16 protein-coding genes are annotated in these 22,527 nt (G+C 62.3%); 3 read left to right on the top strand and 13 right to left on the bottom strand.

The window, feature by feature from the left end:
- The first annotated feature begins 141 nt into the window (after positions 1–141).
- The gene (locus QMG84_RS15275) at positions 142–1,017 is read left to right on the top strand and encodes a manganese catalase family protein (protein WP_281928933.1); all 876 of its coding nucleotides are present in this window, start codon (positions 142–144) and stop codon (positions 1,015–1,017) included.
- Between the two features lie 8 nt (positions 1,018–1,025).
- Here QMG84_RS15275 and QMG84_RS15270 read toward each other — a convergent pair whose 3' ends face one another.
- The 4 genes from QMG84_RS15270 to QMG84_RS15255 all read right to left on the bottom strand — a co-directional run bounded on the left by QMG84_RS15270 (position 1,026) and on the right by QMG84_RS15255 (position 5,370).
- Positions 1,026–1,592, bottom strand: a complete 567-nt coding sequence (locus QMG84_RS15270) for a diguanylate cyclase (protein WP_281928932.1) — start codon at positions 1,590–1,592, stop codon at positions 1,026–1,028.
- Positions 1,593–1,606: 14 nt separating this feature from the next.
- A complete protein-coding gene (locus QMG84_RS15265; RefSeq protein WP_281928930.1) occupies positions 1,607–3,124 on the bottom strand; it encodes an FAD-dependent oxidoreductase in 1,518 nt (505 codons plus the stop codon).
- Between the two features lie 123 nt (positions 3,125–3,247).
- The gene (gene fixJ, locus QMG84_RS15260; protein ID WP_281928929.1) at positions 3,248–3,874 is read right to left on the bottom strand and encodes a response regulator FixJ; all 627 of its coding nucleotides are present in this window, start codon (positions 3,872–3,874) and stop codon (positions 3,248–3,250) included.
- Positions 3,871–5,370: a PAS domain-containing sensor histidine kinase gene (locus QMG84_RS15255; RefSeq protein WP_281928927.1), complete on the bottom strand. Its 1,500-nt coding sequence runs from the start codon at positions 5,368–5,370 to the stop codon at positions 3,871–3,873. The genes fixJ and QMG84_RS15255 overlap by 4 nt, the downstream gene beginning before the upstream one ends.
- Positions 5,371–5,741: 371 nt before the next feature.
- Here QMG84_RS15255 and QMG84_RS15250 point away from each other — a divergent pair, with 371 nt between their 5' ends.
- A complete protein-coding gene (locus QMG84_RS15250; RefSeq protein WP_281928926.1) occupies positions 5,742–8,939 on the top strand; it encodes a PAS domain S-box protein in 3,198 nt (1,065 codons plus the stop codon).
- A gap of 186 nt (positions 8,940–9,125) precedes the next feature.
- On the opposite strand, the gene QMG84_RS15245 is transcribed toward QMG84_RS15250, so the two are convergent.
- The 9 genes from QMG84_RS15245 to polA form a co-directional block, all read right to left on the bottom strand.
- A complete protein-coding gene (locus QMG84_RS15245; protein WP_281928925.1) occupies positions 9,126–9,608 on the bottom strand; it encodes an MEKHLA domain-containing protein in 483 nt (160 codons plus the stop codon).
- Positions 9,609–9,631: 23 nt separating this feature from the next.
- A complete protein-coding gene (locus QMG84_RS15240) occupies positions 9,632–11,149 on the bottom strand; it encodes a SpoVR family protein (RefSeq protein ID WP_202072119.1) in 1,518 nt (505 codons plus the stop codon).
- Entirely contained in the window at positions 11,146–12,438 is a 1,293-nt protein-coding gene (locus tag QMG84_RS15235; protein WP_202072120.1) for a YeaH/YhbH family protein, read from the bottom strand. The genes QMG84_RS15240 and QMG84_RS15235 overlap by 4 nt, the downstream gene beginning before the upstream one ends.
- A 45-nt stretch (positions 12,439–12,483) precedes the next feature.
- A complete protein-coding gene (locus tag QMG84_RS15230) occupies positions 12,484–14,427 on the bottom strand; it encodes a PrkA family serine protein kinase (protein WP_202072121.1) in 1,944 nt (647 codons plus the stop codon).
- A 296-nt stretch (positions 14,428–14,723) separates the two neighbouring features.
- Entirely contained in the window at positions 14,724–15,011 is a 288-nt protein-coding gene (locus QMG84_RS15225) for a YMGG-like glycine zipper-containing protein (protein ID WP_281928924.1), read from the bottom strand.
- A gap of 151 nt (positions 15,012–15,162) precedes the next feature.
- Entirely contained in the window at positions 15,163–16,047 is an 885-nt protein-coding gene (rfbA, locus tag QMG84_RS15220; RefSeq protein WP_281928923.1) for a glucose-1-phosphate thymidylyltransferase RfbA, read from the bottom strand.
- 64 nt (positions 16,048–16,111) lie between these two features.
- Entirely contained in the window at positions 16,112–16,666 is a 555-nt protein-coding gene (gene rfbC / locus QMG84_RS15215) for a dTDP-4-dehydrorhamnose 3,5-epimerase (RefSeq protein ID WP_281928921.1), read from the bottom strand.
- Between the two features lie 43 nt (positions 16,667–16,709).
- Positions 16,710–17,762, bottom strand: a complete 1,053-nt coding sequence (gene rfbB, locus QMG84_RS15210; protein WP_281932034.1) for a dTDP-glucose 4,6-dehydratase — start codon at positions 17,760–17,762, stop codon at positions 16,710–16,712.
- A gap of 204 nt (positions 17,763–17,966) precedes the next feature.
- A complete protein-coding gene (gene polA / locus QMG84_RS15205; RefSeq protein ID WP_281928920.1) occupies positions 17,967–20,972 on the bottom strand; it encodes a DNA polymerase I in 3,006 nt (1,001 codons plus the stop codon).
- A 373-nt stretch (positions 20,973–21,345) separates the two neighbouring features.
- Between polA and QMG84_RS15200 the strand changes: the two genes are divergently transcribed.
- Complete coding sequence (locus tag QMG84_RS15200) at positions 21,346–22,512, top strand: IS4 family transposase (RefSeq protein WP_281927877.1); 1,167 nt, start codon at positions 21,346–21,348, stop codon at positions 22,510–22,512.
- The last annotated feature ends 15 nt before the right edge of the window (positions 22,513–22,527 follow it).

The following is a 22,527-nucleotide window of genomic DNA, read 5'->3' as shown; positions in this document are numbered from 1 at the left end:
CGCTTTGCGAGCGTCGGGAATGACACACCAGTCGAGCGGATCTCGTATAAGGCCGCGCGCAAGACGGCGCACGCGCTCCGAATTGGGAACCGGGTTGGCCGACAAGCGTTTCGCCGGGAGCGCCCGCGACAGGAGACGGCCATGTTCACGCACAATAAAAAGCTCCAGTATACGGTTCGCGTCTCGGAGCCGAATCCTGTGCTGGCGAGTCTCATTCTCGAGCAGTTCGGCGGCCCGCAGGGCGAGCTTGCGGCGGCCATGCGCTATTTCACGCAGGCGCTCGCCGAGGACGATCCCGGCCGCAAGGACATGCTGCTCGACATCGCCACGGAAGAGCTGAGCCATCTCGAAGTTATCGGCAGCATCGTCGCCATGCTGAACAAGGGCGTGAAAGGCGAGCTGGCGGAGGCGACGCAATCGGAGGCGGATCTCTATCGCTCGCTGACCCAGGGCGGCGACAGTCATACGCAGGCGATTCTTTACGGCGGCGGACCGGGCCTGACCAATTCCTCGGGCGTGCCATGGACCGCCGCCTATATCGACACGGTCGGCGATCCGGCCTGCGATCTGCGCTCCAATATTGCGGCGGAGGCGCGCGCCAAGATTGTTTATGAGCGCCTGATCAACGTCACCGACGACGCGGGCGTCAAGGAAGCGCTCGGCTTTTTGATGACGCGCGAGATCGCGCATCAGAAATCTTTCGAGAAGGCGCTGTATTCGATCGAAGGCAACTTCCCGCCCGGCAAGCTGCAAGGCATTCCCGAATACGCCGACCTTTACGTCAACACTTCGCAAGGCGAGGGCGATACGACGGGCCCGTGGAACTCGGGCGAGCAGTGGCGGCGCATGGACGATGTTATCGGCGCCATTCCTGTCGATGGCGGCGAAGGCGATGCGAGCGTCGGCCTGACGAGTTCCGAACGCAGCGATTTGTCGAGCTTTGCGGCTCGGACCATGTCGAACCCCATGGCCGATCCGACGACGGGCGCGGATCTCGGGCAGTCGGGGAGAGCGTGATCCTCGCGTCAGAACGCCTTGCGCGGCGCGTGACGGCGCGCCGCGAGCCCACGCCATAGTTCTTCGAGATAGGGCAGGAGGCCCAGCAGGGCCGCCCCGGAAAGAACGGCGGCGACATAACTTTGTGGCAGCGGTTCGGACTTCCACGCCAGCGCGGTTCTGGGCGCTTCTTCTCCAGCGCCGAAAAGGGCGAGAAATTGCGGCCAGTGGCGCGCGATGATGAGAAGCAACGCCATGAGCGGGATCATCTCCAAAAAGCTGTGCACATGCTGCTCGACAGGCGTCACGCGCCGCGTCGAGACAGCGTAGGAGACATCCCAGAAGGCGGTCGCCTCATGCAGAAGAAACATGGCGATCATGAAAGCGATCACCAGCGCGTTCACGTCGAGGAAGATCGCCGCCAGCAAGGGCAGGCCGAGTTCCGCGAACATGAGGAGATGCAGGAGCGACTCTTTTGGACCGGATGTCGTTTCGATATGCGTCGCTCTGTGACACATCCAATCGGCCACGCCGGCGAGAAACCAAATCGGAACGATGAAATACATCAATATGAGCGCCGTTGGGTCCTGGGCCATCGGGCGCTCCGGCGTCAGCTCTCGATTTTGCGCAGCGGCGAGAAAGCCGGCGCGTTGAGCGCTTCGCCATCCGGCGCGAATTGAGAGCCGTGGCAGGGGCAATCCCAGCACTTCTCGAAGTCGTTCCAATGGACATGGCAACCCACATGCGTGCAGGAGGCCGAGCGCAGGTAAAGCGTTCCGTCCGCTTCGCGATAAGCGGCGACCTTTTCAAGGCCGTTCCGCACGATCGCGCCATGGCCCGGCGCGATCTCCTGGGTCGAAGCGACTTCGCCGCCTTTCAGATAGTCAACGAAATGCTTGGCCGCCGACACATTTTCTTTGATGAACTCTCCGGCCGCTTTCATCGGCTTGCGCGAGGGATCATAGACGCTCTGCCAGGGGCTTCCGCCGCGCAGGATGAGATCGGAGATCAACAGGCCCGCGACGGCGCCATGGGTCATGCCCTGGCCGGAGTCGCCGGTTGCGACATAGACGCGCTTGGCCCCCGGCGAGCGCCCGATGAAGCCCATGTAATCCATCGGCTCCATAACCTGCCCCGACCAACGCGCCTTCTCGCGGCCGAGCTGGGGAACAAGGCCCCGCGTCCAGCTCGTCAGCGATCGGATGCGCGCGTCTCCGTCATTGCTCTCGCCGGTCTTATGATCTTCTCCGCCGACGATGAGAATGTCGAAATCGCCCTCGCCCGGCTGAAGCCTTACATAATGATAGGGATCGAGCGTATCCCAGTAGAGCGCGTCCGGCAGGCTTGCGTGGGGAATTTCGAAAGCGACGACATAGGTGCGGTACGGCGCCTGTTTGGCGCTGATCGCCAATCTGTCGTTGATCGGCGCATTGGTGGCGACGACCGCGGCATCGGCCAGGACGCGGGCGCCCTCGAGCGTCGTCAGGACGACGCCATTTTCATCTTCCTCCACCGAGGAAACCGGGCTCTCGGAATAAAAGTGGCCCCCGCTTCGAGAGATGGCTCCCGCGAGCGCCGCGAGATATTTCGTCGGGTGAAAGGTCGCCTGGTCGGGAAAGCGCAGCACTGGGGTCGCTTCCAGGCCAGTGAAAGGAACGCCCTCTTGCCGCAGCGCGATCATGCCGACCTGTGCGCTCGCCACAAGCTCAGAGTCGATGACGCCCGGGTCGGTTTCGGGCGCGAGAAACAGGAAGGCGTCCAGGCGACGGAAGTCGCAGGCCGCGCCGAGTTCGGCCTGGATCGCTTCGATCCGGGAAATCGCGGCGGCCTGGCTTTCCTGCCAGCCCTTGGCGGCCTCGAGGCCGCGCGTGTCGATAAGCTCGCGGAAGCCATCGTCGCTATAGGACGAAAGATGCGCCGTGGTTCGCGCCGTCATGCCGCCGCCGATGGGCCCGCGATCGATTACGGCGACGTTTTTACCCGCTTTGGCAAGCTCATAAGCGACCGACATGCCCGCGATGCCGGAGCCGACCACCGCCACTTCGGCTTTTATCTCGCCCTGCAAGCGCGCGGCGGTCGCGCCAACGCCTTCCCAGATCGATTTGCTGCGTTCGGAGCTGACATTCATCTCGCGCTCCTCCAGCTTGGGCGCACATGTGCGCCGGCGGGGCGGGGAATGAACCGGAAAGCGGGAACGAATGTTCCGGGAGATAAAGCGCAGACGGACGAGCGGGGGTAAAGCGAGCCTTGCTTATTCGGAGTCGGACTTAGGGGGCTCCGCCGCCAGCGCCATCTTGACGAGCTCCGCTAGATTGCCGGCGCGCATCTTGGCCATGATATTGGCGCGATGGACCTCGGCGGTGCGGATGCTGATGCCGAGATCATGGGCGATCACCTTGTTCGAAAGCCCTTTCAGCAGACCGGCCAGAATTTCGTTTTCGCGCCGGGTGAGGGTCGCGAGCCGGTTCTTGATGGCGATCGACTCGCGCGAGCGCGATTCCTCGGCGTTACGGCGTTCCAGCGCGGCGTCGACGGCGGCGAGCAGGGCTTCATCCTCGAAAGGCTTTTCGAGGAGATCGACGGCTCCGAGCTTCATCGCCTCGACCGCCAAGGGCACGTCCGCATGTGCGGTCAGCACGATGACCGGAATCGAAATCTTCTCTTCCTTCATCTTGGCGATAAGCTCGATGCCGTTCATCTCCGGCATGCGAACGTCAGTGACCACACAGCCCTCGCCCTGGGCGGCGGCCGTCTTGAGAAAGGCCGGCGCAGAAGGATAGGCGTGGACCTTATAGCCTTCCGTGCTCAGCAGAAGCCCGACGGCGTCGCGCACGGCGGCGTCGTCGTCGATGACGTGAACGACCTTGTGACTATTCATGAATCGAGACCCGAGTCTTGCAAAGGCAATGTGAAGCTGAAGACGGCTCCGCCGCCGGCGTTCGGCATTGCCCATATGCGCCCATCGTGGGCCTCGATGATCGATTTCGAAATAGACAGCCCCACGCCCATTCCCCTCACTTTGGTCGTCGTAAACAAATCGAAACAGCCTTCTTCTGAGGAGTCCGGCAGCCCGCAACCTCTGTCGGCGACATCCACACGAATGGTCTTATCATCTGGATTGCTCGTCGCAATCAGGAGTTGAGCAATTTCGTTCAGTTGCATCGCTTCATTGGCGTTGTGCATCAAGCTGGCGAACACCTGCCCGAGCTGCGCCCGATCGGCCAAAATCCGGTCGTTTTTGGCGGCGCAGGAGAGGTCGATGACGAATCCGGCTGGCGCGCCGTCCGACAGGAACGCCTCACGCGCCGCGGAGATAAGCGCGTGCATGCTCAGCAATGTCTTATCCGGTTCCTCGCGACGCACGAGGTCTTTCAAATTCAAAACGATACGCCCGGCCCGCAGCGTCTGCGCCGTCGCCTTGTCGAGAACAGCTAGAACATTGCTGCAATCTAGCTCCGATTTTTGCAGAAGACGCCGCGCGACGCGCATATAGGTGGCGCTTGCAGCGAGCGGCTGGTTGATCTCATGCGCGAGCGCCGCCGCGAGAGCGCCGATGGCGTCCAGGCGGCTGGCGTGCTGCGCGTCGACCTCTCGCTCCATGTTTCTGCGATCCGTCACGTCCGTTACAATGGCGACAAAAAGCCTGTTGCCGTCGAAATCCATTTCTTCGAGCGTGAGCTCGGCTGAAAAACGCGCGCCGTTCTTGCGTCGGCCTTTGATTGCGGTTCGCTCCGTCATGCTAAGGCCAGGGGCGCGTCCAATCAAAGGAGATTCGAGGCCAGCGGGCAAATCGAAGAGGGTCTGCGCCGTCGCGCCGATTATCTCATCGGCGGGATAGGCGAACATCGCTGCGCCCGCGCGGTTCGCCGAAAGGATACGGCCTTCGCTATCCATTATCAGAACGCCGTCTTGCGCCGCGTCGATCGCCCCCGCACGCGGCCGCGGCTCCGTCTGCCACGCGAGCGGCGCAACAGCGGCAAACGCGACCCCCTTATCTTTGAATATGCAACGAAAAACCCCGGTGAGGAGGCAGAGGGACGCGCAGCTCGCCAGGAAAAGCGCGAGTCCCATTTGCGCGCGATCGGAAGCGATGGGCGCAAACAAGAGATGGGCCAGGAATGCGCTCGCGAGCATTGCGAGAAGGCCGACAATCCATCCGCCCAGCAAAGCCGAGGCTTCTACTGCCAAGTAATAGGTTGCATAGGGAACGGCCTCTCCGAGGATCGGCTGAATCGCGAAGCGCAGCGCTGTCGCAATCGCCACCGCGAGCGTGGCGATCAGCAGCCGGACCGGCAAGGGCTGGGTAAAAGCCGAGGCGACGCTTCGCCCGTCTTTCGTGAGCCACTGAAAAAAGTGACGGCCGCGCGTGCTCATCGGAGAAAGAGGCGCGCCGGCGCTGCGCGTTGCAAACAGCAGAGTGTGCCCGACCGCATGGTGAAAACCTCTCGATAAGCGCAAGGGTTTTGCTTGGAAACCGGTATTTTCGACGAACGGTGGCACTCTATCCCGGGTGTTGTCGCGCAAAAAGAGGCTTGCATGGTGGGGCGGTCGGATGCGGTCCTGACAGGCGCCACCTCGAAATTTCTGCGTAACGCCGACGGTTTTACACTACGCTGCTAGTTCCCCAAACTAAGGAAAAACACTTAGATGGGCGCATTGATCCTGCAATATCCGAAAGTTTAGGTGGCGCTTTTCTTTAAATCTCGGTTAGGCAATTGAAGCGCTATGAATTTAAGAAGGCACGGATGCGGCAAGCCGGAGCTCTCGATTTGATATTCCAGAAAAACGCTGTCGATAAGGGCGTGGCAATTGAAGCCGTTCTCGTCCCCTTTCTCGACCTGCTGCCTCAGGAATGCCTGGCCGTCGATCGATCGGGCGTTATCGTTGCGATAAACGAAAAATGGGCCCGCAATGCGACGCCCACCCTCCTTGGCGCTCCGGTGCAGATCGGCTGCAATCTCTTCGAGGCTTTCGGCGCTTCTCCACAAGGCTCGGACGGCCGCAGATTGCTCGACGGATTGGAGGCCATCGCCGGCGGAGCCGCCGGCGAGATCACGATCGAATATCTCGACGGCTCGGGGGAGGAGGGGCAAGCTTTCGTCGTCGAAGCGAAACACTCGCCGCTGACCGAGGGCGGGGCGATCCTTACACGAAGCAGACACGCCGCTTCACTGGCCTGCGACGCCGCTGTGCGCGACAGCGAGGCGCAGTTCCGCGCGATGTTCGAGCGCGCCGGCGTTGGGATGGCGCAAGGCGATCTCGAAACAGGCCGGTTGCTGCGCGTCAATGAAACCTTGGCCAATATGCTCGGTTATGACATATCCGAGCTTGTCGGACGGCCCTTCGGCGACTTCACCTATCCTGACGATCGCGCGGGGCATTGGGAACGGCTCACTCGGATGAAACGCGGCGAAACCGCCGCATATGACGCCGAGAAGCGCTGCCTGCGCAAGGACGGCACGCATTTTTGGGCGCGGGTCACGGCGACCTCGATACGGACGCCGGGCAAGGAGAAGCCGAGCGCCGTGACCGTGGTTCAGGACATCAGCCTTCAAAGACAGGTCGAAGGCGCGCTCCGCAAAGGCGAGGAGCGCCAGGCCTTCCTGCTGAAATGCGCGGACGCGTTGCGCCAGATCGCCGACCCTCGAAAAATCCAGGAGACGGGTTGCAGGCTTCTCGCCGAGTATCTGCGAGTCGAGCGGGTTTTCTACGCGGATATAGAAGGCGAGGAGCTCGTCATTCGCAGTTCGGCGGGTGCGGGGCCCTGCGCCGGCAGGACGCCGATCGCGTCACTGGGCGTGGCGGCGCTTGCGGCGTTTCAGAGCGGAGAAGCTTTCGCCACTGAGGATATTTCAAGGGACGAACGTCTCAGCGCCTCAGAGAAGGAGCGCCTGCGATCGACAGGCGTCGCCGCATTGCTCTGCGCCGTGCTCACGAAGCAGGGGCAATGGGTCGGCGCCCTCTGCGCACAGCATGGCGCGCCGCGCGCATGGACGCCTTTCGAGATCGCCTTGATTCAGGAAGTCGGAGAGCGTGTCTGGGCCGCTTGCGAACGCGCCCGCGCGCAGGAGGCGTTGCGCGAAAGTGAATTCCGCCTGCAGCTCGCTTTGAGTTCGGGCAACGTCGGCATCTACGAATGGCGCATCGAAAGCGACGAGCTGATCTGGGACGATTGGCTGCGCAAGAAATGGAATTTGCCCGCCGGCGCTACGGTGAGCTACGCCCTGTTCCTGCAGGGCGTTCACGCCGCTGATCGAGAACGCGTGCAACACGCGGTGGAGCGCTCGCTCGATCCCGAAAGCGGCGGGAGTCTCTCTCTCGAATATCGTCTGGCGAGACCCGACCAAGCGGAGCGTTGGATCGCGACGACAGGCGCGGTGTTTTTCGAGAATGGTCGACCGATCCGCATGGTCGGCACCGCTCAGGACGTGACGGAACGAAAGCGCGCCGAGGCGGAGCGTCAAAAGTTCGTGTCGCTTGCCGAACAGAGCATGGAATTCATCGGCATTTGCAGCCTCGAATTCGAGCCGCTCTACATCAACCCCGCCGGCGCGAGACTGGTTGGCTTGGAGAGAGAGAAGGCGCCGCACACGCCCATTCAGGATTACTTCTTTCCCGAAGATCGCGCCTTCGTTTTCAACGAGTTTCACGCGTGCCTGATGCGCGACGACCACGCCAATGTCGAAATCCGCTTCCGCCACTTCAAGACCGGCGAAGCCTTATGGATGCTTTATAACGTCTTCGTTCTGAGAGATGAGGCCGGCGCGCGGATCGGCCTCGCGACGGTGAGCCGTGACATAACGGCGCGTAAGCGCGCAGAGGATGCCCTCAAAGCCGCAGATCGACGGAAGGACGAATTCCTCGCGACTCTTGCGCATGAGCTGCGCAATCCGCTGGCGCCCATTCGCAACGCCGTCCATATTCTACGCCACGACGTGGGGGAGACGACGAAGGGAAAACGCGATCTCACCCTGCTCTCGATGGTGGACCGGCAGGTCGAGCACCTTATTCGCCTCGTCGACGATCTGCTCGAGGTGTCGCGCATCACGCGCGGCAAGATCGAACTCAAGAAGCGCCGCATCGATCTTGGCGAGGTCTTACGGCATGCGATCGAGACGGCGCAGCCGATGATCGACGCCGGCGGCCACGAGCTGAAGGTCGAGCTGCCCAGCGAACCTATGGAGCTCGACGCCGATCCGGTGCGCCTCGCGCAGGTCTTCACCAACCTCCTCAACAATGCGGCGAAATACACGGAGCAGGGCGGGATCATCGAGCTTGTCGCCGAGCGTCGCGGCAGGGAGGCGGCGATCGCCGTGCGCGACAGCGGCGTCGGCATACCGCCGGAAATGCTGCCGCGCGTTTTCGATCTCTTCACGCAGGTCGATCGCTCTCTGGGCCGCGCGCAAGGCGGTCTCGGGATCGGGCTCGCCCTGGTGAAAAGCCTGCTGCGATTGCATGGGGGAACCGTGGAGGCGCATAGCGACGGCCTGGGCCGCGGCAGCGTCTTCCTCGTGCGTCTGCCCATCGGCACAAATCAAAGTTCGGAGGCCCCTATGCCGGCGACGACCGGAGTTGAAGCGAGCGGCGCAAGGCGCATCCTTGTCATCGACGACGACCACGACGTCGCAGACAGCCTCGTGATGTTTCTGGAGACATTCGGCGCCGACGTGCGCGTCGCCTACAGCGGCCTAGACGGCGTCGAGGCTGTGAAGGCGTTCGAGCCCGAGCTGGTCTTCCTCGATCTCGGCATGCCCGGCATGGACGGATATGAGACCGCGCGGCGTATTCGCGCGCTGCCGAATAGCGCCCGCATCACGCTTGTCGCGCTGACGGGATGGGGGCAGGACCAGATACGGGACCGCGCCAGAGAAGCGGGCTTCGACCGCCAGCTCACCAAGCCCGCGGGGCTCGACGCGCTGCAGGACTTGCTGGGGTCTCTGTGATGAGCCCGAGCGAAGGAAACTCCCGCGCGTTGCGTTGCTGCTCTGGATTTCCCGCTTTCGCGGGGATGACAGTCGGCGAGCTGCTATTTTCGTCATTGCGAGGAGCAAAGCGACGAAGCAATCCAGGGCAGCCACGGCGGCCCTGGATTGCTTCGCTCGCAATGACGATTCCCGAGCGTCAATCTCTCACAGAAAAGTCCATCGCGCGAAAGTCGCCGCCTGCCCGGCGGGATGGCCGGCGTTGTCCGTCACGTTCCAAATCGTGGCGTTGGCGATATGGAAGCGGCGGCCGGTCGCGCTGATGCGCACGCCCTCATAGCCGTGCACAAAGCCGTCGCGCGCGGCTTGCGCCAAAAACTGCTCGCGCGCTTCCCTCAGCGGCGCTTCTGCGGTCAGACGCGACGGCGTCGCGATCAGTTGCATGGGAGACATCTCCCACAGCGCCAGCGCGACGCGATTGCCGTAGTTGAGGATAGGGTCGGCCTCGGTCCCATGCGAGACGACGACGAATGGCGCGGCGAGCAGGCGCTCAGCCTCCGCGTGGGCGCCGCCGCCGCGTGGCATGAGATCGCGGCCCGTGGCCTTGTGATAGGAATTGAGCAAATCAGCCGAATGCGAAATCCAGCGCTCCCAGAGGCCGGGCGGAAGTTCAGCGCGAAAGGTCGACATTTTCCCTCGTGAGGGCGCGCGCCTTACTGGTCGGGCGACGCCAGATGCGCCTTTAGCACTTCATTCGTCGTCGCGTCGACCTCTTCGAGCAGAACGTCATAGCCCCAGAGCAAAGTGAGATGGCGCAGGACCAGCGCGGCGTCGACGACGTCGAGCAGCTTGCCGGAAAACACGCGGTGATGCAGCACGAGCTTGCGGGAGCCCGCGAGATCCACGTCGACCACCTGAATATCCGGCGCGTGCCGGCCGACCTCATATTCGGCGGCGAGGCCGCGCCTCAGATCGTGATAGCCGCGCTCATTGTGAATCTTTTCCACTTTGAGCTTCGGCGCGTCTTCCTCGTCGACGATGTGGAACAGCCGCCATTTGCGCATCAAATGCGGGCTGAGGAACTGCGCGATGAAGCTGTCGTCGCGGTAATTGGCCCAGACCTCCTTGAGCACCGCCATCTCATCCTTGCGGCCGGCAATCTCGGGGAACCACAGCCGATCCTCTTCGGTGGGCTCGCGCACGATGCGCGCAATATCGCACATCATGTCGAAGCCGAGCGCGTAAGGATTGACCCCACTATAGGAGGGATCATGCGCGGTCGGCTGTCGAATGGCGTTGCTGTGGGAATGGATGAATTCGAGGAAGCTGCCGTCGCTGATCTGGCCCTTCTCGTGCAGCCGGTTCATGATGCGGTAATGGCAATAGGTCGCGCAGCCTTCGTTCATGACCTTGGTTTGTTGCTGCGGATAGAAATATTGGGCGATGAGGCGCACGATGCGCAACACCTCGCGCTGCCAGGGTTGCAGCCTGGGAGCGGTCTTTTCGAGGAAATAAAGGACGTTCTCCTGCGGGAGACGCAAGAGCGCGCGTTGGTGGTCGATGCTCTTCTTTGTCTTCTCGGCGCCGCGCGGCACGGTGCGCCAGAGATCGTCGTACAGCCGCTCGTGCTCCTCGCGGCGGTCGCGGTCGCGCCTTTCTTCGTCGGAAAGACTAATCGGCCGCTTGCGCGGATAGCGATCGACGCCTTGCGGCGCAAGCGCATGGGCGGAGTCGAGGAGCCGCTCGACTTCCAGCTCGCCATAGCGCTCTTCGCAGGCTGCAATATAGTTCTTGGCGTAGGCGAGATAATCGAGGATGCCGGAGGCGTCCGTCCATTGGCGGAACTGGTAGTTGTTCTTGAAGAAGTGATTATGGCCGAAGGCGGCGTGAGCGATCACCAGCGCCTGCATGGTGGCGCTGTTTTCCTCCATCACATAACTGATGCAAGGATTGGCGTTGATGACGATCTCATAGGCGAGCCCTTGCAGGCCGGCGCGATAGACCCCTTCATATTGAGCGAAGCGCTTGCCGAACGACCAATGCCGGTAGAGCAGCGGCATGCCGGTCGATGAATAGGCGTCGAGCATCTGCTCGGCCGTGATCACTTCGATCTGATTGGGGAAAGTATCGAGGCCGAGCTCGCCCTTGCCGACGACCTCGACCGCGTCGTGAATATGCTGGAGCGTCTCGAAGCTCCAGTCTTTTCCTGTGAAAAGAAGCGCATCGCTCATGTGGCGGGCTCCGCGCGCGCGCCTTCGCGGCGTTGGAACAGCTCGCGAAACACGGGGTAGATATGTTCGCGCCGGGAAACGCGGCGCATCTGGAAATTGCGCTCGCTCGTCGCGAGCGGCGCATAAGCGTTCCACAGCGAGCTGCCGCCCACATAGGAGAGGGGAGAGCCCTCATGCGAATTCGCGACTTCGAGATAGGCGAAATATTGGCAGAGCGGCAGAATCTTGTCCTGCAGCAGCTCACGCGTGCGCTGATTGTCGCTCATCATATTGTCGCCGTCCGACGCCTGCGCGCCGTAGATGTTCCAATTGGCCGGATCGAAACGGTCGGTAATGATGCGGTCCATCTCCGCGAGCGCCGACGAAACGATCGTGCCGCCGGTCTCGGTCGAGCGGAAAAACGTCTCCTCGTCGACCTCCTGGGCTTCGTCGGTATGTCTGATGAAGACGATCTCGACGCGCTCGTAGCGTCGCGTGAGAAAGACATGCAGCAGCATGAAGAAGCGCTTGGCGAGATCCTTCATATGCTCCGTCATCGAGCCGGAGACGTCCATGAGGCAGAACATCACCGCCTGCGCCACGGGCTTGGGAAAGCGCTCGAAATGACGGTAGCGCAGATCGACGGGGTCCAGAAAGGGAATGCGCATCCGCCGCGCGCGCACGGCGCGCAATCTTTCGTCCATGACGTCGAGCGAGTCGCTTTCCTTTGCCCCGGCAATCTCCTCTTCGAGCTGTTCGACCGTCGCGCGCGGCGGCCGGCCCATGGCGATGCGCCTTGCGAGTGACATTCGCATGGTGCGGCCAAGCGCGAGATTGGCCGGCGTGCCGCTCGTCGAATAGCCGGCGCGGCGCGAGCCGAGCTTCTGCGCGTCGACAAGACCGCGCTTGGCGAAATCCGGCAGCTCCAGATCGTCGAGAAAGATGCTGAGAAATTCCTCGCGCGTGAGCACGAATCTGAAGGCGTCCTCCTGGCCGTTGCCGCGCCCCGGCTCCGAGCCCCCGCCGCCGCCTTCGCCTGTCGGCCGGTCGATGAGGTCGCCTTCGATATATTCGCGGTTTCCCGGCAGGATATAGTCGCGGCGTTCGCCGCGCGTATGCCGAAACATCGGCTCGCGCGCGCCGTCCGCCGGCACGGTCACTTCCTGCGCGTTTTCCAGATCTTCGATTGCGCGTTCGCGGCTGGCTTCGCGAACCGCGCGCTCGACTGTGTCTCGGACACGGCGAAGAAAACGCTGACGGTTCGAGAAGCTTTTGCCCCCTGGATTGAGCCGGCGATCGACGATGCGCATCTCTTCCTTCACGATCCTTGCAAGCGCGTCGCCGGCAAAACCCTATCAGCCTGCCTGCTTCACGCGCATGTACCATTCCACCAGGCGCCGCACCTGCCGCTCGGTGTAGCCGCGAGCGACCATGCGGCTAACAAACTCTGTATGCTTGCTTTCTGTTTCGTTGTCTTTCTTCGTTCCGAAACTGATGACCGGCAAAAGGTCTTCCACTTGGGAGAACATTCTCTTTTCGATCACGTCACGGATCTTTTCGTAACTCGCCCAGGACGGGTTGCGCCCCTTGTTCGAGGCGCGCCAGCGCAGCGCGAATTTGACCACCTCGTTGCGGAAGTCCTTGGGATTGGCGATGCCGGCCGGCTTTTCGATTTTTGTTAGTTCCTGATTCAACAGCTCGCGGTCGAGCATCTGTCCGGTGTCGGGATCCTTGAAATCCAGGTCCTCAATCCAAGCGTCTGCATAATCGATGTAGCGGTCGAAAAGATTCTGGCCATAGTCCTGATAAGATTCGAGATATGCTTTTTGAATTTCCTTGCCGATAAATTCCGCGTAGCGCGGTGCAAGTTCGCCTTTAATGAACTCAATATACCGCTTCTCCGTCTCGGCGGGAAGCTGTTCGCGCCGCAGCGCCTGCTCCAGCACATACATGAGATGAACGGGATCAGCCGCAACCTCGACAGTATCGTGGTTGAAGGTCGCCGCGAGCACCTTGAAGGCGAAGCGCGTCGAAAGCCCCGTCATGCCTTCGTCGACGCCGGCCGCCTCCCGATACTCCAGAATGCTGCGCGCGCGCGGGTCCACCTCACGCAGGCTCTCGCCGTCATAGACGCGCATCTTCGAGAAGAGGTTGGAGTTCTCGTGGGGGCTCAGGCGCGACAGCACGATGAAGCGCGCCAGCATCTCCAGCGTGTTGGGCGCGCAGGCGGCGTTCGCCAGCTCGGACTCGCGCAGCAGCTTCTCATAGATGCGCTGCTCCTCCGTCACGCGCAGGCAATAGGGCACTTTGATGACGTAGATGCGGTCGATGAAGGCTTCATTGTTGCGGTTGGATTTGAAGCTTTGCCACTCGGCCTCGTTCGAATGGGCGAGGACGATGCCCGAGAAGGGGATCGCGCCGATATTCTCCGTGCCGATGTAATTGCCTTCCTGCGTCGCCGTGAGCAGGGGGTGCAGCATCTTGATGGGCGCCTTGAACATCTCGACGAATTCGAGAAGGCCCTGATTGGCGCGGTTCAGGCCGCCGGAATAATTATAGGCGTCCGGATCGGCCTGCGCATGCGCCTCGAGCTTGCGAATATCCACCTTGCCGACAAGCGACGAGATGTCCTGATTATTCTCGTCGCCTGGCTCTGTCTTGGCGATTGCGATCTGGCGCAGGCGCGAGGGCGCGAGCTTGGCGACGGTGAAGCGCGTGATGTCGCCATTGAATTCATCGAGCCGCTTCAGGCACCACGGGCTCATGATCGAGCCGAGGCGGCGCCGCGGGATGCCGTAACGCTCTTCGAGGAGGGGGCCGGCTTCGGCGGGATCGAAAAGCGACAGCGGGCTCTCGAAGACCGGGCTGAGCTCGGAGCCCGCCTTCAGCACATAGATCGGGTTGGCTTCCATCAGCGCCTTGAGGCGCTCGGCGAGCGACGACTTGCCGCCGCCGACGGGCCCGAGCAGATAGAGGATTTGCTTGCGCTCCTCCAGCCCCTGCGCCGCGTGGCGGAAGAAGCTGACGATGCGTTCGATCGTCTCTTCCATGCCGTAGAATTCGGCGAAGGCCGGATAGACGCGAATGGTGCGGTTCATGAAAATCCGGCCGAGACGCGGGTCTCTCGACGTATCGACGAGCTCGGGCTCGCCGATGGCGGCCAGGATACGCTCGGCGGCGCTCGCGTAGGTCTTTGGATTGCCCCGGCAAAGCTGGAGATAGGACTCGAGCGACATCTCTGCCGCCTGACGTTCTCTATAGAAGTGAACGAAATCTGCGAAGACGTCGGTGTTCGCCATAGATGGGCCCCCTGAGCATGGACGCGGGATGATGCGCGTTCCAACAGAAGGTACCTGAGCAAGCTGGCGCTGATTTCAATATGAGACAGAGCGATAAGACATGAGGGCGCCAGTCTCTTGGCGCAGCGCCCGGCGGTTGGGCGGGATGGGTCTATCGTTGTCGAATGAGGCTATGTGACTGTTTGGGCAGCGCCGCCCGTGGCCCGCGCGCGCCTTTCGCCTAGGTTTAAGGCTCCCAAAAGCTCTGTAAGATCGTTTGGTTGCGGCCCGGCGCTCGAGCCGGGCCGCGAAGTGGCTCAGTAGTAGTAGCGCGGACGGCGGTAATAGCGCCGCGGCTGGGGCGCCGTGGCGGCGCCGACGAGCGCGCCGCCGGCCGCGCCGATGGCCGCGCCGGCGAGCGTCGGACCAGCCATGCCGCCCGAGGCCAGCGCGCCAATGCCCGCGCCGCCCAGACCGCCGATGAGGCCGCCGCCGAGCGCGCGTTCGCCCGGCGTATAGCAGCCATAGAGCGGCAGGGCGCTCATCAGGACGGCGGCGACGATGAAAGCCTTCTTGGCCGGGCGGCGGAGAACGATGTTTTGCATTGGAAGACCTTTTTTAGGATCGTTGAATGATTCGCCTCCGGCGAGGCGGCGCCTTCAGCGTAGCCCCTAAAAAACCGACGTTTACGCCATTACGATGGCGGGGCTTTTGTCCGACACGGACCCGCCCGACGCAGCCTGCTCCTCTCCTGCCTTAACCCTGCCGGTCTTCCGCTTCCTTGAGAACCTGGAGAAGATAGGCGCCGTAGCCGCTCTTTAAGAGGCGCGCGGCGGCTTCGCGCATCTCCTGCGCGCCGATCCAGCCGTTTTGGAATGCAATCTCCTCCAGGCAGGCGATCCGTTGGCCCTGTCGTTGTTCGACCGCCTGCACATATTGCCCCGCTTCGAGCAAGGACGCCGGCGTGCCGGTGTCCAGCCAGGCGAAGCCGCGGCCCAGCCGCTCTACGTTCAAATCGCCGGCTTCGAGATAGACGCGGTTGAGATCTGTGATCTCCAATTCTCCGCGCGCCGATGGTCTCAGCGAGGCCGCATATTCCGGCGCGCGACGGTCGTAAAAATAAAGCCCGGTCACCGCCCAGTTGGATTTTGGCGTCGCAGGCTTTTCTTCGAGCGACACGGCTTTTCTGTCGGGTCCGAATTCGACCACGCCATAGCGCTCGGGATCCTTCACATGATAGGCGAAGACCGTCGCGCCGTCCTTACGCGCGGCGGCGGCGGCGAGCGTGTTCGTCAGCCCGTGGCCATAAAAAATATTGTCGCCGAGGACGAGCGCGGAATTATGTCCTTCCACGAAGGGCGCCCCAATCGTATAGGCTTGGGCGAGCCCCTCCGGACGCGGCTGCTCGGCATAAGACAAAGAGACGCCCCATTGCGCGCCCGAGCCGAGGAGGCGCTTGAACGCGGGAAGATCCTCCGGCGTCGAGATCACCAATATGTCGCGCGCGCCCGCGAGCATAAGCACCGATAGCGGATAATAGACCATCGGCTTGTCATAGACAGGCAGCAATTGCTTCGACGCCGCCAGCGTCATGGGATGGAGCCTGGTGCCGGATCCTCCGGCGAGAACAATGCCGCGCATAACGCCCCTCAAAGTTAATCGAATCTATGGAAGCGGGGATCGCCAGGGCGACCCGCCTGCCATTTCAGTCGAAAGCGTCCGCAAGATCGCGCAGGCGCGGCCAGCGCTTATCTTTTTCGGAAAGAATGGCGCCGCCGGGCGGCAATGGCCAGTCGATGCCGACATCCGGATCGTCATAGGCAAGACCGCGATCATTCGCAGCCGAATAGAGCGCCGTGACCTTGTATTGCACCTCGGTGTCAGGCTCCAATGTGACAAAGCCATGGGCAAATCCGATGGGCACGAGAAGTTGTCGCCAATTTTCAGCGGAGAGCTCGACGGCGACATGCTTGCCGAAGGTCGGGGATGAACGGCGGATGTCCACCGCGACATCGAGGATGCGGCCGCGCGTGACGCGGATCAGCTTGTCTTGCGCGAAAGGCGGCGTCTGGAAATGCAAGCCGCGCAGCGTGCCAACAGGGGCGGAGAAGGAGTGATTGTCCTGAACGAAACTGTAGTTCAGCCCGGCTTTTTGCCACTCCGATTCCTTGTAAACCTCTGAGAAAAAGCCGCGTGCGTCGCCATGCTTCTTCGGTGTGACGATTATCACGGCGGGAATGTCGGTGGCCTGAAATTGCATGACGCTCTCGATGAGTTTGAATGACCGGAGAATGGGCGTTCCGCTAAGCTGTGAGGCCGAGCCGCTCGCCCCGATATTTGCCGGAGCGTATCGCCTGCCACCAGGCTGGATTGTCCAGATACCACTGCACGGTTTTGCGTAGGCCGGTCTCAAAAGTCTCGGTCGGACTCCACCCAAGCTCGCGCTCGATCTTGGAGCAGTCGATGGCGTAGCGAAGGTCGTGTCCGGGACGATCCGTTACGAATGTGATGAGATTGCGGTAGGAGCCATTGCCGCTCGGCCGCAGCTCATCGAGAATGTCGCAGATGGCGTTGACCACCTCGATGTTGGTTCTCTCGTTGCGTCCGCCGACGTTGTACGACTCACCGATGACGCCTTTGCGCGCAACCAGCATCAGCGCCGCGGCGTGATCCTCGACGAAGAGCCAGTCGCGGATATTTTCGCCGCGTCCATAGACAGGAAGCGGCTTTCCCTCGATTGCGTTGAGGATGGTCAGTGGGATGAGTTTTTCAGGGAAATGATAGGGGCCATAATTATTGGAGCAGTTGGTGACGATTGTCGGCAGGCCATAAGTTTCGCGCCAGGCGCGAACAAGATGATCGGAGCCTGCTTTCGACGCCGAATAAGGCGAATTTGGCGCGTAGGGCGTGTCCTCCCCAAAAAAGCCTTCCTTGCCCAGCGCGCCGAACACCTCATCGGTTGAAATATGCATGAAGCGAAAAGCCGCTGATTTCTCCTTGGGGAGACCGCGCCAATAATCCAGCGCCGCGGCGAGCATTGTGAAGGTGCCGACGACATTGGTCTCGATGAAGGCAGCGGGACCGTCGATAGAGCGGTCGACATGGCTCTCGGCGGCGAGATGCATGACGACATCCGGCTGAAATTCCGCCAACGACTGTGCAACTTCGGCGCGGTTGCATATATCCGCGTGGCGGAACGAATATCTCGGATCGTCCGCAATTGGCGCGAGGGAATCTAGATTTCCAGCATAGGTTAATTTGTCGAAAATCAGAATCTGATCGGAAGTTTCCGAAATGAAACGTCTCGCGACCGCCGAACCGATAAAGCCAGCCCCGCCGGTGATAAACACGCGCATTAAACACCTCTGCCTGCAATCTTTAAGCGGGATTTCGAAAAGCGCGGCGCGGCTTTTCCTGAAAACCCCGCTTAGACTCAAAGGTCTCCTTAAATGATCGCGCGGTTAAATCAAGAGCAGGCGCGCTCGCGCGCTTGCCGGTCGGGCGGAAGCGTTGAGAATAACAAAAAGCATGCCAAAAAATTGCTTTTTTCCTGGGATATACTAATGCGCTTCGTCCCAGTTCTTGGCCGCGCGGGCGTCGACCTGTAGCGGCACTGTGAGCTGCACGGCGGGGAGGGGCGCGTCTTCCATCACGCGGCGGGCGAGGGCGATTGTCGCCTCGGCTTCCGCTTCCGGCGCCTCGAAGACGAGCTCGTCGTGCACTTGCAAGAGCATCTGCGCCGACAAATCCGCTTCGACCAACGCGGCGTCCATGCGCACCATGGCGCGGCGGATGATGTCGGCGGCAGCGCCCTGTATCGGCGCGTTGATCGCGGCGCGCTCGTAAAAGGCGCGGTCGGACGCATTGGCCGAGGCGATGCGCGGGAAATGCAGCGCGCGGCCGAAAATCGTCGTCACGCACATCTTCTCGCGCACGGTTTTCTTGGTCGCGTCCATATAGTCCCGGATGCCGGGAAAGCGCTCGAAATAGCGCTTGATATAGGCCCCCGCCTCCTCGCGCGGAATGGAGAGCTGATTGGCGAGGCCAAAGGCGGAAATGCCGTAGATGATGCCGAAGTTGATCGCCTTGGCGCGCCGGCGCACTTCCGGCGGCATATCCTTCACCGGCACGCCAAACATTTCCGAGGCCGTCATGGCGTGAATGTCGACGCCGTCGGCGAAAGCCTTCTTCAATTGCGGAATATCGGCGATATGCGCGAGCAGCCTCAGCTCGATCTGCGAGTAATCCGCCGAGATCAGCACACGCCCCGGCGGAGCGACGAAGGCCTTGCGGATCTTGCGGCCGGCCTCGTTGCGCACGGGAATGTTCTGCAGATTGGGCTCGGACGACGAAAGCCGACCCGTCGTCGTCGCGGCGAGCGAATAGCAGGTATGGACGCGGCCGGTTTCCTTGTTCACGAAGCCGGGCAGCGCGTCGGCGTAAGTGCTTTTGAGCTTCGAAAGCTGGCGCCAGTCGAGAATGCGGCGGCAGAATTCATTGCCTTCCGCCGCGAGATCCTCGAGCACGCTGGCGGAGGTCGACCAGGCGCCGGTCGCAGTCTTTTTGGCGCCGGGCAGGCCCATCTTGCCGAAGAGAATGTCGCCCAACTGCTTGGGCGAGCCGAGATTGAAGCTCGCGCCGGCGAGATCGAAAATATCCGCCTCCAGCCGCGCCATGTCCTGCGCAAACTCGCCCGAGAGGCGCGAGAGCATGTGTCGGTCGATGGTGATTCCACGCCGCTCCATATGCGCCAGCGTCGTCACCATGGGGCGCTCCAGCGTCTCATAGACGGCGGTCTTTCCTTCGGCGGCGAGGCGCGGTTTCAGCGCGCGCCACAGGCGCAGCGACACGTCGGCGTCCTCGGCTGCATATTCCGTCGCTTTATCGAGCGGAACGCGCGCGAAGCCGATGAAAGTACGGCCCGAGCCCGCCACTTGCGCGAAAGTGATGTTCTCGTGTCCGAGATGTTTTTGCGCAAGCTCGTCGAGCCCGTGATTGTTGCGGCCTGTATCCAGCGCATAGGAGATCAGCATCGTGTCGTCCATCGGCGCGACTTCGATGCCGTAGCGCGAGAGCACGAGCAGATCATATTTCATGTTCTGCGCGACCTTGAGGACGGCGTCGTCCTCAAAGAGCGGCTTGAGTTTTTCGATCGCGGTTTCGAGCGGTATCTGACCGGCGACGAGATCGGCGCCGCCAAAGAGATCGCCATTTCCGCCTTCGCGATGCTGAAGCGGAATATAGCAGGCGCGGCCCGGCCCGAGCGCGAGCGACACACCGACAAGATCGCAGCTCAGCGGATCGAGCGATGTGGTCTCCGTGTCGAGCGCGACGATCCCCGCCTCGAAAGCGTCGGCGACCCATTCTTCGAGCCGCTCGACGGACATGACGGTCTCATAGGTCGAGCGGTCGATCTTCTCGGCGAGCGCCGCCGCTTTGCGGGCGCCGGCGAGCGTCGCGGGCGAGAAGCCTTCCGTCGCCTTGTCGGCGGCAGGCGCACGCGGCTCCTTCGGCTTTGGCCCCGCCGGCGCCGCGGCGTGATCGACCTCGCCATTGCGGGCGCGCCAGCCTGCCGCGCCGACATAATGCGGATCGGGTTCGATGTCGTGAATATCGACGCCATAGAGATCGCCGACGCGCCGTGTGATCGTCGTGAACTCCATCGCCTGCAGGAAGGCGACGAGCTTATTCGGATCGGGTTGATGCAGGCCGAGATCGTCGAGCTTGGTTTCCACCGGCGCGTCGCGCACGAGCTCGACGAGCTTTTTGGAGAGGCGAATGAGCGCGACCGCTTGCGGGTCCGTCAGCGCCTCGCGGCGCTTGGGCTGCTTGATGCCGGGCGCCTTTTCCAGCAGCGAGTCGAGATCGCCATATTCATTTATGAGCTGGGCGGCGGTCTTGATGCCGATGCCTTTGGCGCCCGGCACATTATCCGTCGAATCGCCGGCGAGCGCCTGCACGTCGACAACTTTGTCCGGCGTGACGCCGAAATAGTCGACGACCTCCGCCTCATTGATGAGCCGTTCTTCGCGCGAGCCTTTGGCGCCGGCCGTTCCCGAGGCCGGGTCGTACATGGTCACGCCCGGCCCGATGAGCTGCATGAGGTCTTTGTCGGCGGAGACGATGAGCACATCCGCGCCCTTCTCACGGGCCTGTGCGGCGTAAGTGGCGATGAGGTCGTCGGCCTCGTAGATGTCCTGCTCGATCGGCGTGAGGCCGAAGGCGCGCACAGCCGCCCGCATCAGGGGAAATTGCGGGACGAGGTCTTCCGGCGGCTCGCTGCGATGCGCCTTGTATTCGGGATAGATTTCCTTGCGGAAGCTGTTCTCGCTCTTGTCGAAAATGATGGCGAGATGGGTGGGCGTCGCGCCCGCCGCGCCTTCGCGCACGAATTGCAGGAGCTTGGTGCAGAAGAGCCGCACGGCGCCGGTCGGCAGCCGGTCGGAGCGATAGTTGTATTTCGCGTCCTGCCGGATCGACTGGAAATAAGCGCGAAAGACGAAGGAGGAGCCGTCGACGAGGAAGACGTGAGAGCCGGGGCCGACGGGCTTGTGCGTGAGTGTCATGGGCGCATTTTAGCGCCGACTTTCCTCGGCGTCTTCCGTCATTGCGGGCCTCGATTGCTTCGCCGCGCTCGCAAGGACGGTTGTGGCGTTTGATGAAGGCGACGATCCATCCCTCCCCCTTGCGGGGAGGGCAGGGTGGGGGTAGCCGAGATGGCGACGAAGATTGTCGACCCCCACCCCTAACCCCTCCCCGCAAGGGGGAGGGAGACGTGGCTCACGATCGGCGCGGTCGATGAAGGCGACAATCTACTCCCTCTCCCGCGAAGCGCAGGGCTGTCCGGGGAATGAGTCGAAAGGTCGCGGGCGCATGCCCGGTTTTCCCGACGGTTGTCGGGTATTTTCCGGTTGTCGAGACTGGAAAAAAGGACCGGACATGCCCGTGCACTCTACTGTATTCGCCCAACTGCTCAAGCCGGTCGATCGGCGCGCCTTCAAGCAGATCGTCGAGCGGCATGGCGGCGACGCCTACGACAAATCCTTCAAGAGCTGGGATCACCTCGTCGCGCTCATCTACGCCCAGCTTGCCGGGGTCTCCAGCCTGCGCGCCCTCGTTCCCGCCTTCAACGCCGACGCGCGCGCGCATTATCACCTCGGGACGCGGCGGCTCGCGCGCACGACCCTTTCCGACGCCAACGCCCGCCGGCCCGTCGCCGTCTTCGCCGATCTCTTCGCCATGCTCTCCGGCGCGCTCGACCGTCATACGCGCCGGGAGGGCGCGGACATGATCCGCCTCATCGATTCGACGCCCATCCCTTTGAGCAAATTCCTCGATTACGCCCGCTCCAACGGCCGCACTCACGGCCTCAAAATGCACGTGGTCCATGACCCGCGCGCCAATCGGCCCCTTCGCGCGGAAGTCACGCCCGCCAATGTGAACGACATAGAGATCGGCAAGAAAACCGATATCGAGCCGGGCGCCGCTTATGTCTTCGACAAAGGCTATTGCGACTATCGCTGGTGGACCGAGATCGCCGCGCAAGGCGCTTTCTTCGTCACCCGGCCGAAGGCGAACGCCCGCTTCCGGGCGATCGCCGCCCGCCCGCTCGACCCCGAAAGCGCGCGGGGCGACGGCTTCGCCGTGATCGCCGACGAGGAGGTGGCGCTGGCCAGCAAAGGCGATTCCAAGCTGCCCATGCCGCTGCGGCGCATCACCGTGGAAAGAGACGAGGCCAAAGGCCGCATCGTCCTCATCGTCAACGACATGCGCCGCCCGGCCGCGGAAATCGCCGCGCTCTACAAGGGCCGCTGGGCAATCGAGCTGCTGTTCCGTTGGATCAAGCAGCATCTCAACATCAAGAGCTTCATCGGCGAGGCCGAAAACGCCGTGCGCCTGCAGCTCTTCGCCGCGATGATCGCCTTCACCCTGCTGCGCATCGCCGCCTGCGTCCACAAGATCGACATGGCGGCACTGCGTTTCGCCGAGCTCGTCGGCCGCTTCCTCTTCGACCGCCGGCCGATCGCGCTTATCGACAAGCCGCCAATCAGGCCCAAGCCCGGCCGAGACTTCTCTAGTCTGCAGCTCCAGCTCGCGGCCCTATGATTTCCCCGGACAGCC

The sequence above is a fragment of the Methylocystis iwaonis genome, assembly GCF_027925385.1.
Classification (GTDB): Bacteria; Pseudomonadota; Alphaproteobacteria; order Rhizobiales; family Beijerinckiaceae; genus Methylocystis; species Methylocystis iwaonis.
This window is presented reverse-complemented; position numbering and strand designations above follow the sequence as displayed.

Bases quoted from the DNA above. Each gene is read 5' to 3' on its own strand.
- QMG84_RS15255 (WP_281928927.1), bottom strand. From the start codon at position 5,370: ATGAGCACGCGCGGCCGTCACTTTTTTCAGTGGCTCACGAAAGACGGG.
- QMG84_RS15200 (WP_281927877.1), top strand. From the start codon at position 21,346: ATGCCCGTGCACTCTACTGTATTCGCCCAACTGCTCAAGCCGGTCGAT.
- QMG84_RS15265 (WP_281928930.1), bottom strand. From the start codon at position 3,124: ATGAATGTCAGCTCCGAACGCAGCAAATCGATCTGGGAAGGCGTTGGC.
- polA (WP_281928920.1), bottom strand. From the start codon at position 20,972: ATGACACTCACGCACAAGCCCGTCGGCCCCGGCTCTCACGTCTTCCTC.
- QMG84_RS15250 (WP_281928926.1), top strand. From the start codon at position 5,742: ATGCGGCAAGCCGGAGCTCTCGATTTGATATTCCAGAAAAACGCTGTC.
- rfbA (WP_281928923.1), bottom strand. From the start codon at position 16,047: ATGCGCGGCATTGTTCTCGCCGGAGGATCCGGCACCAGGCTCCATCCC.
- QMG84_RS15270 (WP_281928932.1), bottom strand. From the start codon at position 1,592: ATGGCCCAGGACCCAACGGCGCTCATATTGATGTATTTCATCGTTCCG.
- QMG84_RS15230 (WP_202072121.1), bottom strand. From the start codon at position 14,427: ATGGCGAACACCGACGTCTTCGCAGATTTCGTTCACTTCTATAGAGAA.
- rfbC (WP_281928921.1), bottom strand. From the start codon at position 16,666: ATGCAATTTCAGGCCACCGACATTCCCGCCGTGATAATCGTCACACCG.
- QMG84_RS15240 (WP_202072119.1), bottom strand. From the start codon at position 11,149: ATGAGCGATGCGCTTCTTTTCACAGGAAAAGACTGGAGCTTCGAGACG.
- rfbB (WP_281932034.1), bottom strand. From the start codon at position 17,762: ATGCGCGTGTTTATCACCGGCGGGGCTGGCTTTATCGGTTCGGCGGTC.
- fixJ (WP_281928929.1), bottom strand. From the start codon at position 3,874: ATGAATAGTCACAAGGTCGTTCACGTCATCGACGACGACGCCGCCGTG.
- QMG84_RS15235 (WP_202072120.1), bottom strand. From the start codon at position 12,438: ATGCGCATCGTCGATCGCCGGCTCAATCCAGGGGGCAAAAGCTTCTCG.
- QMG84_RS15275 (WP_281928933.1), top strand. From the start codon at position 142: ATGTTCACGCACAATAAAAAGCTCCAGTATACGGTTCGCGTCTCGGAG.
- QMG84_RS15225 (WP_281928924.1), bottom strand. From the start codon at position 15,011: ATGCAAAACATCGTTCTCCGCCGCCCGGCCAAGAAGGCTTTCATCGTC.
- QMG84_RS15245 (WP_281928925.1), bottom strand. From the start codon at position 9,608: ATGTCGACCTTTCGCGCTGAACTTCCGCCCGGCCTCTGGGAGCGCTGG.